The organism is Streptomyces sp. NPDC054863 (assembly GCF_053610825.1).
The window spans coordinates 1-14,225 of sequence record NZ_JBSGZD010000206.1 but is presented as its reverse complement, the minus strand read 5'-3'; the positions used below and the strand labels follow the sequence as shown (position 1 = coordinate 14,225).

Here is a 14,225-nt window from a genome sequence, read left to right as displayed (position 1 = left end):
GCCGCGTACTGCAGCGGCCCCGCCCCCCTACCGGCCGTCGTCCTGCGCGCTCAACCGCGCCCGGAACGCGCCGCGTCCAGCTCCGCACACCAGTCCCAAAGGCTCGGCGCGCGCAGCAGACCCGTTCCGATCAGCAGCCCGTCGAAGCCCGCGTCCAGCAATGCCGCCGCCCGGCCGGGATCCGCGATCCCACTGGCACTCACCGCGCACCGGGTACCGGTCCGCAGGACGGCAGGCAGCAGCTCCGTACTGCGCCCCGGGTCGCCGGGGAAGCGCTCGCGCGTCGCGATGTCCTTGTTGTTGACCGCCACCACGCAGTGGGAGCCGTGCGTCACCGCACCGGCCTCCGCCGCGTCGGCGACCTCCACGAAAGGAGTCAGGCCGAGCTCCAGCGCCTGCTCCGTCAACCGTTCCAGGACCCCCGAGGGCAGCAGTTTCGCCGTCAACAGCACCGCACTGGCGCCGAGTTCACGGGTACGCGCCAACTGCGCCCGGCCGGTGACGAAGTCCTTGCGCAACAACGGCAGATCCGTGAGCGAGGCCACCTCGCGCAGCAGGTCCCCGGTGCCGCCGAACCAGCGCCCGGTGACCACCGAGAGACAGGGCGCGCCCGCCTCCTCGTAACGCGCGACGACTTCGGCGACCGTACGGCCGCCCATCAGGTCCCTGCCGTCCGCGTCCTGCCGCTTGATCTCCATGACGACGGGACGGCCTGCGGCGGCGAGCGCCGCGGTGAAGCTCATGCGTCCTCCCAGGCGCGCACGACGGCGGCGGCCCGCGCGGCGCAGAGCAGTCCGTCCCCGCCGCGGGCCGCGGAGTCCACGTCGACACCCAGGAACCGGGGGTGGGCGACGGTCGCGCCGAAGCGCTCCCGGTTGTCCGCGCCCAGACCGCCCGCCAGCAGGAACGGACGTTCCATCCGGTCGGCCAGGCCGGTGACCACCGCGTCGTCCAGGCTCTGCGCGGTACTGCCCACCCGCCCGTCGGCCAGGGCGGCGTCCAGCAGGAACGCATCGGCCCCCGCCCGCTCGTACGCGCCGATCAGCGGCCTCTCCACACAGGAGCCGCCTTGGACGTGCAGCACCTTCACCACGCGCACCCCCTCGGGCAGCAGTCTGCGCAACGCCCTTACGGTGGCGGGCGGTTGATAGCCGTGCAGCTGGACCCAGTCGACCGCGGCCCGCCCGGCGACGTCGGCCAGGGCTGCGGCGTCGGAGGCGAAGGTGACCAGAACCGACCCCAGCCGGCCCGTCTCCCGGGCCGCGGCGGCCAGCTCCGCCAGCCGCCCGGCCGGAAGGTCGGAGCGACCGCCGGGCACACCGTGCCACAGGCCGACCAGGCAGGCCCCGGCCCCGGCGACGTCGCGCACCTCCCGCTCGCTGACCGCGCCGCAGATCTTGACGAGCACTAGGACCTCACCGTGTCGGGTGCCTCCCGCACGAGGGATCCGGACGCGAACCGCGACCGGCCTTCCTCGAACAGACCCGGGTGCGCCGCGCGCAGTTCCCCCAGCACCCACGCATGCGGCAGATCGTCGAACTCCCCGTGGAAGCGCAGGAATTCCATGCTGCGCCGCCCCTGGAGGTCGAAGGGGTGGTGGAGGCTGTCGGCGGTGCCGTCGAACTCCAGCGGCTCGATCCGGTAGAGCCGGCACAGGGTCTTGTTGAAGACCGGGGTGGCCCGCACCCAGCGGCCCTCCAGCAGCACCGAGGTGAGGCCGTGCTGGCGGAACACGTCGCCGCCCAGCAGCCGCGTGAGCCGCCCGGAGGCGAGGTGGTTGCGCACGTCGGTCAGGACCAGCCGGGCCGGGATGCCCAGCGCGCGCAGACCGGCCGCGTACAGCACCGACTTGTGCAGGCACATGCCGGAGCCGGTACGCACCACCTGGCTGGCGCGCATCCCCTCGCGGGACAGGTCCGCGTCGTACACCTCGTAGCGGATGCCGTCGCGCACCGCGCGGTAGAGGGCCACCGCCTGCTCGGTGGGGGTACCGGCGCCGGACGGCACCGCGTCGCGCACGAACGCGCGCACCTCGTCGCTGTCGTGGTCCAGGAACCGGGTGGCCGCCAGGTCTGCCGGACCGGGAGGACCGGAAACGGCGGCGGGGGAGGGCCCGGGACGCGGTGCGAGGCCGCCGACGGGACCGGGCACGGGGGCGGATTCGGAGGTGGGTACGGAGGTGGATCGGGCGGTCATGACGACGTGGCCTGCTTTCGTCGGGAACGGCCGGCGGGAAGCCCCGGACCGGCACGGAGCGAGGAGGCGGGCCCGCGCAACTCGCCCACGAAGGCCGCGAATTCGGCCACCGGATCGTGCCCTTCGGCGAGCGCACGCTCGATCCGCGCCACACCTGCGCTCCCGACGACCGCCGCGTCCGCGCCGAGTTCCTCCAGGGCGTCGATGTCGCCGCGGGAACGGACGCCGAAACCGACGGCCACCGGGACCCGGGCAGCGGTACGCAGCGCGGCGAGCGCCGCTCCGACCCGGGCCCCGTCGGGTGCGGCGGAGGTGCCGCTGCGCCCGTAGTGGGCCACCAGATAGACGTACGCGGAGGCCACGCGCGCCGCCTCGGCCACCGTGGCCCCGTCGGAGACGGCGTAACAGGTGGAGACCAGGGGCAGTCCGGCCAGCTCGGCGGCCTCGTACTGGGCGGCGCGCAGCCGGGGCGGCAGGCCGTGCAGCAGGAGCCCGTCGCAGCCGGCGTCGGCCACCGCACGGGTGAAGTCGCCCAGGGCCGTGCCCTTGACGGTGTGGCTCCAGTCCGCGAGGAGGGCGATCCGCAGCCGCCGCAGCCCCGGCCGGACGGCCGCCACCGCGTCGAGTACGGCGTCCAGCGTCACGCCGCCGGCCAGCGCCCGGTCGGCGGACCGGCGGATCACCGGCCCGTCGGTGACGGAGCCGGGGAACGGAACGGCCAGCTCCAGACAGTCCACGTCGCTCTCGTCGAGCATCGCCACCAGCTCGCCCAGCGCCTCCAGCGGCGGGTCGCCCGCATTGACGAACACAGCAAGCCCGGGCCGCCCGGGCCGCCGGTGCACAAAGAACCCGGACCCTGCCGCAGCAACGGACCCTGCCGCGGCAACGGGCCGGGCCGCCGCGTAGGGCCGCGCCGCGCCGTCGGACCGCCCCGCAGCGTCGGGCCGTGCCGCCGCATCGGACCGCCCCGCAGGAACGGACGCTGCCGCAGCAACGGGCCGGGCCGCGCCGTCGGCCTGCGCTGGGCCGTCGGACCGCCCCGCAGCAACGGACGCTGCCGCCGCATCGGGCCGCCCCGCCGCAACGGACCCCGCCGCGTCAACTGACCCTGCCGCGCCATCAGGCCGCCGGCCGGAGCCGGGACGGAGGTCAGACATTCTGGACCTCCCGCGCGCGCAGCCGCTCCACCAGCTCCAGCGCCGCCCCGCCGCGCAGCGCTGCATCGGCGGACCGCAGTGCCTGGTGCCAGTCACCGGTCACCCGGCCGGCCACCGCGAGCGCCGCCGCGTTGAGACAGACGGTCTCGCGGACCGCGGGCGCGCAACGCCCGCCCAGTACCTCCAGGAAGAGCTCCGCGGCCTCCCGTGCACCGCCCTCGGGCCGGCCCAGCTCCGCGAGAGCGCCGGGGCCGAGCCCCAGCGCGCCGGGGGAGAGCGTGAAAGTACTGTCGGCGCCGTCCTCGAAGGCCCGCACCCGGTTCGCCGCGAACGAGAGCAGCTCGTCGGCGCCCGCGTCGTTGTCGACCAGCCACACGGACCGCCCCGCCTCCCGGGAGACGTGCGCGGCGGCATGCCCCAGCGCCTCCAGGTTCCGCGCCCGCGACACCCCGGTCACCTGCGCGCCCACCGGCACACCGGCGAGGAACGGGCCGAGGGCGTTGACGAAGGAGCCCAGCCGCCGCATGTCCAGCGGCGCGACCGCCCGCGCCAGCAGCGCGATCTCGCGGGGGTACACGAAGTACCCGGTGAAGGCGACGCCGTGCCGCCCCAGCACCTCCTCGGTGTGCGCGTACGACGTCGTCGGGGTGATGCCGAGCTGTTCGAGCAGGTCGAGGGAGCCACAGGTGCCGGTGTACGCCCGGGAGCCGGTCTTGACGACGGGCACCCCCATCGCCGCCGCCGTGAACGCGGCGGCGGTGGAGATGTTGAACGTGGGCGGCCCCCCGCCGGTACCCACCACGTTGACGGCCCCGGCGAAGGAGTGCGCGGGCAGCTCCGGACGCCGTTCGGCCAGCGAGGCCAGCAGGGCGCGCACCGTGGTGCGGTCCGGCATCCGGGTGGCCAGCGAGGCCAGCAGGGCCGCGCCCTCCCCCCGCAGGAGCTTCCCGGCGTGCAACCGGTCCCAGAAGGACCGCCACACGGGCAGCTCCACCGGACGGTCGCGGCCCAGGAGCAGGACGACGGCGTCGTGCATGTCAGCTCTCCTCTTCGAAGTGGGCCGACAGGAGGTGCTGCCGGTCGATCTTGCCCGTCGGGGTCCGGGGCAGCGGGTCGTCGACGATCCGCAGCCCGGACGGGATCGCGGCCCGGGGCAGCCGCCGGGCGAGATGCCCGCGCAACCGCAGGCTGTTCAGCGCGGAACCCGGGCTCCGCCGCACGACCGCGTGCAGCAGCCGCCCGGCGAGCGGGTCCGCCGCCGACAGCACCGCCGCCTCCGCCACCTCGTCGTGGGCGAGCAGCACGTGCTCCACCTCCTGGGTGTTGACCCGCACCCCGCGCACCTTGACCTGGTGGTCCGAGCGGCCCTCCAGGATCAGCGACCCGTCCGGCAGACGGCGCACCAGGTCGCCGCTGCGGAAGTAGCGCCGGGCGTCCTGCCCCGCCGGATGCGGTACGAACACGGGCGCACCCGCACCGGCCCCGAGGTAGCCCCGCATCTGGAACGGTGTGGACACCAGGAGTTCCCCGGTGCCGGGGCCCTCCAGCACGGACCCGTCGGCGCCGACGAGCAGCGCGGACACCCCGGGCAGCGGCCGGCCGAGCGGCAGCGGGCCGCCGGCCGCCGCCCGCGCGTCGGCCACCGTGTGGACGAAACTGTCGTTGGTCTCGGTGCACCCGTAGACGTGGTGCAGCCGCGCCCCCGGCAGCAGTTCGGGCAACCGGGCGAGCAACGGTCCCGGCATGACGTCCCCGGTGAAGAGGGCGTCCCGCACGTGGGGCAGGACGCCGCCGCTCTCCCGGGCCGCGTCGGCGAGCAACTGGAAGAGCATGGGCACGCCCTGGACCACCTGCACCCGGTGCCGGTCGATCAGGTCCAGCAGACGGGGGCCGTTCAGCGCCTGGTCGGGGTCGACGAGGACGACCCGGCCGCCGCTCGCGAGCGTGGCCCACACGTCGAACAGGCAGAGGTCGAAGTTGAGCGGCGCGTAGTTGAGGACGCGGGTACCGGTGTCCATGGCGAACGTTGTGGCCGCCCAGCGCACGAAGGAACCGACGGCGTCGGCGCCCAGCGGAACGATCTTCGGCGCACCGGTGGAACCGGACGTCGTCAGCAGCAGGGCGGGCCGGTCCCCGGCGAGGTGAGGGCTGTCCGGGTCCTGGCCCGCGGGCCGGTCGTCGTCGGCGGACCTGTCCGGGCCCCGGCCCGCGGGCCGGCCGTCGTCGGCGGACCCCTCCGGGTCCAGCACGTGCCGTACACCCGCCTGCCCGTACAGCCGCTCCAGAGCGGTCCGCCCCAGAGTGGCCGACGGGAGCAGCACCGGCCGCCGCTCCAGCAGACAGGCCAGCACCAGCGCGATCGTCTCCGGATGCTTCACGGCCGGCACGCCGACCGGCTCCCCGCCCGGCAGCCGGGCGACGCGGGCCCGCTGCCGCGTGACGCGCTCCAGCAGCGCGCCGTAGGTGATCTCAAGTTCCTTGAATACCAGGGCAGTTGCCCCGGGACGCCGCCTCGCGTGCGCGAGGAAACCGTCGGTCAGGACGTGCCGGAGCGCCGGGGGCACCCCCGCGACGCCGGGCACTGTGACGGTGCTGGCACCCACAAACCCTCCCCCTGCTCACCACTTGTGTGTCGTCGGATCCGATGGTCGTTGCGCGGTCTTGAACACGGATCGAGCCCCGCTGCACCCGGAAGCGGGCGGTCCCCGCTCCGGGAGCCGCCCGCCCACCGTCGTGCGCGTCGTACGAACAGCACCGCGGCGGCCCTGCCGGGCCCCGCGGCGGGCTCAGGCCGCGGTCCGCGCGGCCAGCGCCCGGTTGACCAGCTCCAGGTACTGGCGCGGGGTCCCCGCCTCCTCGATGGCGTCCTCGTCCAGGAGCACCTTCCACTCCCGCTCGATGTGCCCCGTCGTCTGGAGCATGGCCAGCGAGTCGTAGCCGAGATCGACGAAGGCGGTGTCCAGGACGTCGCCGCCCAGGTCGACACCCTCGTCCTCGCCGGCGCACTCGCGCAGCAAAGTGGTCAGATCCGTCAGTTCGAACCGGGTCACGGCATACCTCGTTCTTCCTCGTACGGACGCTCGTGCGTCAGTGATGGATTGCGCCGGCCCAGGCACGGACCACGGCCGGAGACGTGGGAGCCCGATCAGCGGTGGTGCGAAGCGCAGGGTCACTCCCCTGCGGCCCGATCCGCTGGACAGGCCCTAGGCGCGGACCACGACAGCGGCGTTGAAACCGCCCCGCCCCCGCGCCAGCACCAGTGCGGTACGCAGTGGGACACCGCTGCGCGGCGCCCCGGTCACCAGGTCCAGCGGGCAGTCCCGCGCCGGGCGCACGGTGCCGGTCGTGGGCGGGATCACCTGGTCGCGCAGCGCGAACAGCGCCGCCGCCACGTCGAGCGACGCCCCACCGGCGGCGAGCCGCCCCGTCATGCTCTTCGGCGCGGTCACCGGCACGCCCCGCGCGCCGAAGATCTCGCCGATCGCCCGTGCCTCCGCACGGTCGGCCTCCCGCTCGCCGGCCGCGTCCGCGAAGACCACGTCGACCTCGTCGGGCCGCACCCCGGCGTCCGCCAGGGCGAGTTCGGCCGCCGCGCCCAGCCGGCAACCGCCCCCGGCGGCAGGACCCGGGTCGAAGGTGGCCGCGTAACCGGCCACGGAGCCGTACACCCGCGCGTCGCGCGCCCGCGCCGCCTCCTCGTCCTCCAGCACCAGCAGGGCGCCGCCCTCTCCGGGGACGTACCCGCAGGCGTCGTCCGAGAAGGGCAGGAAGGCCCGCTGCGGGTCGTCGGCGAGACTGATGCGTCCCTCCGCGAGATGAGCGACCCAACCCCACGGGCACAGCGACGAGTCGACCCCGCCGGTGACGACGAGCGAGGCGCCCTTGCGCAGTTGGCGGCGGGCGGCGGCCACGGCGTCGAGGCCGCCCGCCTGCTCGCTCACCACCACCCCGCTGGCGCCGCGCAGCCCGTGCCGGATGGAGAGCTGGCCGGTGTTGACCGCGTAGAACCACGCGAAGGACTGGTAGGCGCTGACGTACTGGCCCCCCTTGCTCCACAGGGCCTGCAGCTCACGCTGCCCGAACTCGAAACCCCCCGCCGAACTGGCGGTGACCACCCCGGCCGCGCCGGGCGCCAGCTCCGCCGGATCGACCCCGGCGTCGTCGAGGGCCTCCCGCGCGGCGGCCAGGGACAGCCGGGTCACCTGGTCGGTCTGCGCCATCAGCCGGCTCGGGACGTGGTCCTCGGCGACGAAGCCGGGCACCTCGCCCGCGAGCCGCGCCGGATACCCGGAGGCGTCGAAGCGGGTCAGCGGGCGGATCCCGCTCTCGCCCCGCAGCACCGCGGCCCACCAGGCGTCGGCGCCGAGGCCGTTGGGCGCGGCGACACCGATCCCGGTGACCACGGCCCGCGCGCGCGCCGGCGCGCCGGAGGTTTCCGCTGCGCCGCGGACAAGGACGGACGTGTCGCTCATGCGGACGCTCCCAGGGACGGACGGGTCAGGACCATGGCGCTCTGGAAGCCGCCGAAACCGCTGCCCACGGTGAGCACGGTGTCGGTCCGCTGCTCGCGCGCCACGAGTGGGGTGTAGTCGAGGTCGCACTCCGGGTCCGGCTCGTGCAGGTTCGCCGTGGGCGGCACCGTGTTGTGCTCGATGGCCAGGGCGCTGGCGGCCACTTCGAGGGAGCCGATGGCGCCCAGGGAGTGGCCGATCATCGACTTGATGGAGCTCACGGGCACCTCGTAGGCGTGCCGGCCCAGACTCCGCTTGAACGCGGCGGTCTCGTGCCGGTCGTTCTGCTTGGTGCCCGAACCGTGGGCGTTGATGTAGTCGACGGCGTCGGGGTCGAGCCGGGACTCGTCCAGGGCCGTGGTGATGGCCTCCGCCATCTCCGCCCCGTCCGTGCGCAGCCCCGTCATGTGGTAGGCGTTGCTGCGGCTGGCGAAGCCGGAGATCTCCGCGTACACGTGGGCGCCGCGACGGCGGGCGTGTTCGAGCTCCTCGACGACGAGGACGGCCGAACCCTCCCCGAGTACGAAGCCGTTGCGGGTGCGGTCGAAGGGCCGCGACGCGGTTCCGGGATCGTCGTTGCGGGGGCTCGTGGCCTTGATCGCGTCGAAGCAGGCGACGGTGATCGGCGAGATCGGAGCCTCGGTGGCACCGGTGACCATGACGTCGGCACTGCCCTCACGGATCAGCTCCACCGCATGGCCGATGGAGTCGAGACCCGAGGTGCACCCGGTGGAAATGAGGGCGACGGGCCCCTGGGCGCCCACCGCGTGCGCGACCTCGGCCGCCATCGAGCTGGGCACGAAATAGTCGAACAGGTGGGACACGGCCCGCTCGTGGTCGAGGAGCCAGTGCGCGCCGTGCTCGCTGACGGCCGCGTACTCCCGGTCGAGGCCCGTGGTGGCGCCCACGGCGCTGCCGAGGCTCACCCCGGTGCGCAGCGGATCCAGCTCTCCGCTCAACCCGCTGTCCTCCACCGCCTCACGGGTGCTGACCAGTGCGAACTGGGTCGCCCGGTCGAGCCGTTCGGCCTCGGAAGCGGTGAATCCCTGCGCGAGAGGGGCGAAGTCCGCTTCCGCGGCGATACGCGAACGGAACTGCGCCGGGTCGAACAGGGTGATGCCGCGGGTGGCGGAGCGTCCGGCGGTGAGCAGGGACCAGAACTCCTTGGTGCCCACACCGCCCGGGGCGACCACTCCGATTCCGGTGATCACGACCCGTCTCATCGGCTGTCCTTCACAGTTGTCCTCCAGGGGTCGCGGCGGACCGCGGGCCGTCGCTCGGCGTGCGACCCGTGCCACCGCATGTGGTGAGCCGAGAGTCGCCGACGACCCTGGAGAACGGCTTGATTCCGCTCCTGGAGCCGGCCCCCGAAATCCCGGGCCCACCCCCTTCCCGGGCCCCCTGCACCACACCCTCCCCGACACCCTCTCCGGCTGCCTGCGGGCGGCCTCCTCGGCCCGCCCCGCCCTGGTGCGTCCGTACAGCTGCGCTCCATCGGTTCTCCAGGTACGAAAGCCAGGATCGGCCGCAGAGCGAACGGCTGGAAGCAGCGGGCGCCCGTCGTGTGCGGCCTCCCCCACGAGGAGCACCGGGCGGCCCGCCGCCCACCCCGGGCCACCCGGCCCGTCACCCCGACGACGTCGCGCGAAGCACCCCCACCGTCACCGGCGAGCCGCTGTCGCGGGCCCCCGCCGGCGAGGCCGGCCGAGCACCGCCTGCCCGGCCCCGCCGTGCCACCACCGCAAGGAGACCCGACATGTCAGACACCGTCACGGCCGTCAAGCGATTCGTCGTCGAGGAGTTCCTGCCCGACGTGGCACCGCAGGACCTCGACGACTCCCTGGACCTCCTCGACGAGGGAGTCATCGACAGCCTCGGCCTGCTGAAGGTCATCGCATGGATCGAATCCGCCTACGAGATCGACACCGACGAGGTCGACCTCGACCCGGAGTCCTTCCGCTCGGCCGCGGCCATCGCCGCGTTCATCGAAAGCTCCCGCGCCCGGCACACCGAGATGGCCTGACCGCTCACCGCCGTCCAGGTGCGGGAAAGCCCCGCCCCCGCCTCGCCCAGCCCCGGAAAGGAAAGCCACCATGATCGTTCGCACCCTTGAGGAAGTAGCCGGCGTCGAGTGGGGCAATGGCCTCAGCCGCCGCTTCCTGACCGAGTCCGACGGAGTCGGCTACTCGGTCACCGACACCGTCGTGCGGGCCGGCACCAAGTCGCGCCTGGAGTACCGCAACCACCTCGAAACCTGCTACTGCATCGAGGGCAGCGGCGAAGTCGTCGACACCGAGGGCAACTCCCACGCGATCACCCCCGGCACCCTCTACACGCTCGACAAGCACGACGCCCACTGGCTGATCGCCGCCCCGCACGAGGACCTCCGCCTGGTGTGCGTGTTCACCCCCGCCCTGCGCGGCGACGAGAAGCACAACCTCGCCCAGCCCGACTTCTCCCAGTACTAGGCCGCCTTCGCCCAGTACCAGGCCCGGCTTCTCCCAGTACCAGACGTACGGAGCACGTAGATGATCAAGTGGAACGCTGATCAGCGGGCGCTGCGCGACGGCCTCGGCCCCTATCTGGAGGACCTCAACGCAGGGCACGTCGAACGCGACGCGCAGGCGGTCTTCCCGCACGAAGGATGGAAACTCCTGGCCGACACCGGGATCCTGGGCCTGCCCTTCGAAGAGCGGTACGGGGGCCTGGGCCAGGACCTCCTCACCACCATGTACGTGCTCGAAGGCCTCGGCGAGGGCTGCCGGGACGCCGGGCTGAACTTCTCGGTCTGCACCCACCTCGCCAGCACCGGGGTACCGCTCCAGCGCTTCGGCTCCACCGAGCTCAAGGAGCGGTACCTGCCCCGTCTCTCCCGCGGCGAGACGATCGCCGCCCACGCCATCAGCGAGCCCGACAGCGGCTCCGACGCGCTGGCCATGCGCACCAGGGCCCGGCGCGACGGCGACCACTGGGTGCTGAACGGCAGCAAGTCGTTCGTCAGCAACGGCCCCGTGGCCGGCCTGATCGTCGTGTACGCCCGTACCGCCGACCGCTCCAGCCCCCTGAGTTACACCGCCTTCCTGGTCGATCGCGACACCCCCGGACTCTCCATGGGCGCCCCGGTGTCGAAGATGGGCCTGCGCACCTCCCCCCTGTGCGAACTCTTCTTCGACGACTGCCGGATCCCCGCCGACCGCGTCCTGGGCCGCGTCGGCGGCGGATACCTGGTCATGGAGTACGTGATGCGCTGGGAGATCCTCCTCTCCTTCGTCGTGAACGCCGGAGAGATGACCGACCGCCTGCACCGCTGCGTGCAGTACGCCAAGGAGCGCACCCAGTTCGGCCAACCGATCGGCTCCTACCAGGCGATCTCGCACCGCATCGTCGACATGAAGATCGGCGTCGAAAGCTCCCGCCAATGGCTCTACCGCACCGCCCGGAAGATGGCCGACGGCGAGAACGTCACCGAGGACATCGCGCTGGCCAAGCTGGTCACCAGCGAGGCCAACGTCGCCTCCGCCCTGGCCGCGGTGCAGATCTTCGGAGCCAACGGCTACATGTCCGAGTACGGGATCGAGAAGGAACTCCGCAACTCGGTCGCCGGAACGATCTATTCGGGAACCTCCGAAACCCAGCGCAACCGCGTCGCCTCCCTGCTCGGCCTCTGAACCAGCGGCGGCAAGCGGCTCCCCCACAAGCCGCCCCACCGCCCCTCACCACAGCTCTCCACCCCCCTTCCGCCGCCTCTCCAGCCGTGCGGCACACAGTCGTTGCACCAGCCCGACCCACCCCGCCCACCCACTCGCTCACCTCCGGAGGAAGACACATGCCCGCACCGACGAAGCCGGTGGCACTGGTCACCGGTGCCACCAGCGGTATCGGCCTCGCGGTCGCACGCGACCTCGGCCGCCGCGGGCACCGCGTGTTCCTGTGCGCCCGCACCGAGTCCACCGTCCGGGAGACCGTGGACCTCCTGCGCGGCGAAGGCATCGAAGCCGACGGCGCCGCGGCCGACGTGCGCGACGGCGCGTCGATCAGCGCCCTGGTCGCCGCCGCGGTCGCGGCCTTCGGTCCCATCAGCGTCCTGGTCAACAACGCGGGCCGCAGCGGAGGCGGAGTCACCGCCGACATCCAGGACGAGCTCTGGCACGACGTGATCGCCACCAACCTCACCAGCGTCTTCCTGCTGACCCGCGAGGTGCTCAAGAAGGGCGGCATGGAAGGCGCCGCGTACGGCCGCATCATCAACATCGCCTCGACCGCGGGCAAGCAGGGCGTCGTCCTGGGCGCTCCGTACTCGGCCTCCAAGCACGGCGTCGTCGGCTTCACCAAGGCCCTCGGCAACGAACTCGCACCCACCGGCATCACCGTCAACGCGGTCTGCCCGGGATACGTCGAGACCCCCATGGCCCAGCGCGTCAGGTCCGGATACGCGGCGGCGTTCGACACGACCGAGGACGCCATCATGGAGAAGTTCACGGCCAAGATCCCCCTCGGCCGCTACAGCACCCCCGAGGAAGTCGCCGGCCTCGTCGGCTACCTGACCACCGACCTGGCCGCCTCCATGACCTCCCAGGCGATCAACGTCTGCGGCGGCCTCGGCAACTTCTGACCGGGAAGAGAGAAATCCGATGGTGAACGAGCAGGTGCACCGCACGGTGCACGAGCACGAGGCCGACGCCCCCGCGGACACGGTCTACGCACTGATCGCGGACGCGGTCCAATGGCCCCTGTACTTCCCGCCGAACGTCCACGTGCGGCAGCTGGAGACCACCGGCGACACGGAACGACTGCGGATGTGGGCCACGGCCAACGGACAGGTCAAGTCCTGGACCTCACGCCGCACCCTGGACCCGGCCCGCCGGCGCATCGAGTTCCGCCAGGAAGTCTCCACGGCCCCCGTCGCCTCCATGGGCGGCACCTGGATCGTCGAGGACCTCGGCGACGCACGCGCGAAGGTCACCCTGCTGCACGACTTCACCGTCCTCGGCGACACGGCCGCGTACGCGGAGAACCTCGCATGGGTCGAGCGGGCAGTCGACACCAACAGCCGCGCCGAGCTGGCGAACCTCGCCCAGCTCGTCGCAGGCTGGCAGCAGCTCGACGAACTCACCCTGTCCTTCGAGGACTCCGTCCACGTCGACGGCCCGGCCGACCTCGTCTACGACTTCCTCTACCGGGCCCAGGACTGGCCCGAGCGCGTTCCGCACGTGGACCGCCTCGACCTCACCGAGGACGAGCCCGGCGTCCAGGTCATGGCCATGGACACCCGCACCGCCGACGGCTCGGTGCACACCACCGAATCGGTACGCGTGTGCTTCCCCGACGAGCTGCGCATCGTCTACAAGCAGACCGCCACCCCCGCGCTGATGGCCGCCCACACCGGCTGCTGGACCATCACCCCCGCCGAGAGCGGCGGCGTCACCGTGACGTCCCAGCACAGCGTGGTGCTCCGCGAAGAGCCCATCGAGAAGGTCCTCGGCGCAGGCGCCGACATCCCCCGCGCCCGCGCCTACGTCCGCGAGGCCCTGGGCCGCAACAGCACCGCCACCCTGAAACTCGCCAAGAGCTTCGCGGAAGCCACCACCCCGGTGTCCTGACCACCCCGAACCCGCGCAAGCCGGAGCCGGCCCCCACCGGCTCCGGCCTCCGCCCACCCGGCCTCGGGTCATGCCGGTGCACCCCCGCCAACACGTACGGACTACCGGGCCGCGTTCCTTAGCCCGAGTGGGTGACAAGAACCACTGGACGGGCAAGCAGGGCAATTAATGTCCTGTCGCATGACTTCCACCGAAACAAGAGAAATCGTCCTCAACAAGGCTCACTTGGGCACCATCGGCGTCCTCGCCTGGGCCGGCACGCACACCGACGACGGCCGCGACGCAGCCTTCCTGCTCGCCTATCCGCTCGGTGACGGAGAAGGCAGTACGGAGGAGGGCGAGCTCGCCGTCCGCGCCATGCTCACCCAGGCCGGACTCCCCGTGGGCGGCGCCATCGTCAACGGCGCCCTCTCCAGCGTCCCGCTGTCCCTGCTGGTCGAGGGCAGCAACGCGGTCCTGACCCTGCCTCAGCTCAACGCCACCTGCACCGCCCCTCCCCAGTGGCTCGCCGCCGCGGAGAAGCGCGGCCAGGTGCACCTGATGTTCACCACCCGCACCTGGCCGGAGGCCAAGCCGGGCGAGCCCGTCACCGAGGAGAGCCTCCAGGCGTTCGTCGGTGACGAGGAGACGATCCGCTCCTCCGCCCACTGCCGGCTCCCGGCGGCGCGCCTGCGCAGGTGAACGCCTGCGCAGACACGCACCCGCAGCGGTGAGCGCACGCACCGGCGGCAGACGTGCAGGGGGCCCCGCGAAGATCTTCC

15 protein-coding genes are annotated in these 14,225 nt (G+C 72.9%); 6 read left to right on the top strand and 9 right to left on the bottom strand.

The window, feature by feature from the left end; genetic code table 11:
* Positions 1-50: 50 nt before the first annotated feature.
* The 9 genes from ACWGIG_RS27925 to ACWGIG_RS27885 form a co-directional block, all read right to left on the bottom strand.
* Positions 51-743 (bottom strand): indole-3-glycerol-phosphate synthase, encoded by a 693-nt coding sequence (locus tag ACWGIG_RS27925; RefSeq protein ID WP_453324440.1) that lies wholly within the window; start codon positions 741-743, stop codon positions 51-53.
* The gene (locus tag ACWGIG_RS27920) at positions 740-1,408 is read right to left on the bottom strand and encodes a phosphoribosylanthranilate isomerase (protein WP_453324439.1); all 669 of its coding nucleotides are present in this window, start codon (positions 1,406-1,408) and stop codon (positions 740-742) included. The genes ACWGIG_RS27925 and ACWGIG_RS27920 overlap by 4 nt, the downstream gene beginning before the upstream one ends.
* The gene (locus ACWGIG_RS27915) at positions 1,408-2,196 is read right to left on the bottom strand and encodes a transglutaminase-like domain-containing protein (RefSeq protein ID WP_453324438.1); all 789 of its coding nucleotides are present in this window, start codon (positions 2,194-2,196) and stop codon (positions 1,408-1,410) included. The genes ACWGIG_RS27920 and ACWGIG_RS27915 overlap by 1 nt, the downstream gene beginning before the upstream one ends.
* Entirely contained in the window at positions 2,193-3,038 is an 846-nt protein-coding gene (gene trpA / locus ACWGIG_RS27910) for a tryptophan synthase subunit alpha (RefSeq protein ID WP_453324437.1), read from the bottom strand. The genes ACWGIG_RS27915 and trpA overlap by 4 nt, the downstream gene beginning before the upstream one ends.
* Before the next feature lie 307 nt (positions 3,039-3,345).
* A complete protein-coding gene (locus tag ACWGIG_RS27905; RefSeq protein ID WP_453324436.1) occupies positions 3,346-4,389 on the bottom strand; it encodes an anthranilate phosphoribosyltransferase in 1,044 nt (347 codons plus the stop codon).
* A gap of 1 nt (position 4,390) precedes the next feature.
* Positions 4,391-5,956 (bottom strand): AMP-binding protein, encoded by a 1,566-nt coding sequence (locus ACWGIG_RS27900; protein ID WP_453324435.1) that lies wholly within the window; start codon positions 5,954-5,956, stop codon positions 4,391-4,393.
* Positions 5,957-6,139: 183 nt separating this feature from the next.
* Positions 6,140-6,403: an acyl carrier protein gene (locus tag ACWGIG_RS27895; RefSeq protein WP_453324434.1), complete on the bottom strand. Its 264-nt coding sequence runs from the start codon at positions 6,401-6,403 to the stop codon at positions 6,140-6,142.
* Positions 6,404-6,556: 153 nt separating this feature from the next.
* The gene (locus tag ACWGIG_RS27890) at positions 6,557-7,825 is read right to left on the bottom strand and encodes a ketosynthase chain-length factor (protein ID WP_453324433.1); all 1,269 of its coding nucleotides are present in this window, start codon (positions 7,823-7,825) and stop codon (positions 6,557-6,559) included.
* Entirely contained in the window at positions 7,822-9,087 is a 1,266-nt protein-coding gene (locus tag ACWGIG_RS27885; protein ID WP_453324432.1) for a beta-ketoacyl-[acyl-carrier-protein] synthase family protein, read from the bottom strand. The genes ACWGIG_RS27890 and ACWGIG_RS27885 overlap by 4 nt, the downstream gene beginning before the upstream one ends.
* A 533-nt stretch (positions 9,088-9,620) precedes the next feature.
* On the opposite strand from ACWGIG_RS27885, the gene ACWGIG_RS27880 reads away from it, so the two are divergent.
* The 6 genes from ACWGIG_RS27880 to ACWGIG_RS27855 all read left to right on the top strand — a co-directional run bounded on the left by ACWGIG_RS27880 (position 9,621) and on the right by ACWGIG_RS27855 (position 14,145).
* Positions 9,621-9,887, top strand: a complete 267-nt coding sequence (locus ACWGIG_RS27880) for a phosphopantetheine-binding protein (RefSeq protein ID WP_453324431.1) — start codon at positions 9,621-9,623, stop codon at positions 9,885-9,887.
* Positions 9,888-9,957: 70 nt separating this feature from the next.
* Positions 9,958-10,332, top strand: a complete 375-nt coding sequence (locus ACWGIG_RS27875) for an ectoine synthase (RefSeq protein WP_453324430.1) — start codon at positions 9,958-9,960, stop codon at positions 10,330-10,332.
* A 60-nt stretch (positions 10,333-10,392) separates the two neighbouring features.
* The gene (locus tag ACWGIG_RS27870) at positions 10,393-11,532 is read left to right on the top strand and encodes an acyl-CoA dehydrogenase family protein (protein ID WP_453324429.1); all 1,140 of its coding nucleotides are present in this window, start codon (positions 10,393-10,395) and stop codon (positions 11,530-11,532) included.
* A 158-nt stretch (positions 11,533-11,690) separates the two neighbouring features.
* Positions 11,691-12,476 carry an SDR family NAD(P)-dependent oxidoreductase gene (locus ACWGIG_RS27865; protein WP_453324428.1) on the top strand — a complete coding sequence of 262 codons (786 nt, stop codon included), beginning with the start codon at positions 11,691-11,693 and terminating at the stop codon, positions 12,474-12,476.
* A gap of 19 nt (positions 12,477-12,495) precedes the next feature.
* Positions 12,496-13,464, top strand: a complete 969-nt coding sequence (locus tag ACWGIG_RS27860; protein ID WP_453324427.1) for an aromatase/cyclase — start codon at positions 12,496-12,498, stop codon at positions 13,462-13,464.
* Between the two features lie 180 nt (positions 13,465-13,644).
* Complete coding sequence (locus ACWGIG_RS27855; RefSeq protein WP_453324426.1) at positions 13,645-14,145, top strand: DUF5949 family protein; 501 nt, start codon at positions 13,645-13,647, stop codon at positions 14,143-14,145.
* Positions 14,146-14,225 lie beyond the last annotated feature (80 nt).

Bases quoted from the DNA above. Each gene is read 5' to 3' on its own strand.
- ACWGIG_RS27925 (WP_453324440.1), bottom strand. From the start codon at position 743: ATGAGCTTCACCGCGGCGCTCGCCGCCGCAGGCCGTCCCGTCGTCATG.
- ACWGIG_RS27915 (WP_453324438.1), bottom strand. From the start codon at position 2,196: ATGACCGCCCGATCCACCTCCGTACCCACCTCCGAATCCGCCCCCGTG.
- ACWGIG_RS27905 (WP_453324436.1), bottom strand. From the start codon at position 4,389: ATGCACGACGCCGTCGTCCTGCTCCTGGGCCGCGACCGTCCGGTGGAG.
- ACWGIG_RS27890 (WP_453324433.1), bottom strand. From the start codon at position 7,825: ATGAGCGACACGTCCGTCCTTGTCCGCGGCGCAGCGGAAACCTCCGGC.
- ACWGIG_RS27885 (WP_453324432.1), bottom strand. From the start codon at position 9,087: ATGAGACGGGTCGTGATCACCGGAATCGGAGTGGTCGCCCCGGGCGGT.
- ACWGIG_RS27880 (WP_453324431.1), top strand. From the start codon at position 9,621: ATGTCAGACACCGTCACGGCCGTCAAGCGATTCGTCGTCGAGGAGTTC.
- ACWGIG_RS27875 (WP_453324430.1), top strand. From the start codon at position 9,958: ATGATCGTTCGCACCCTTGAGGAAGTAGCCGGCGTCGAGTGGGGCAAT.
- ACWGIG_RS27870 (WP_453324429.1), top strand. From the start codon at position 10,393: ATGATCAAGTGGAACGCTGATCAGCGGGCGCTGCGCGACGGCCTCGGC.
- ACWGIG_RS27865 (WP_453324428.1), top strand. From the start codon at position 11,691: ATGCCCGCACCGACGAAGCCGGTGGCACTGGTCACCGGTGCCACCAGC.
- ACWGIG_RS27860 (WP_453324427.1), top strand. From the start codon at position 12,496: ATGGTGAACGAGCAGGTGCACCGCACGGTGCACGAGCACGAGGCCGAC.
- ACWGIG_RS27855 (WP_453324426.1), top strand. From the start codon at position 13,645: ATGACTTCCACCGAAACAAGAGAAATCGTCCTCAACAAGGCTCACTTG.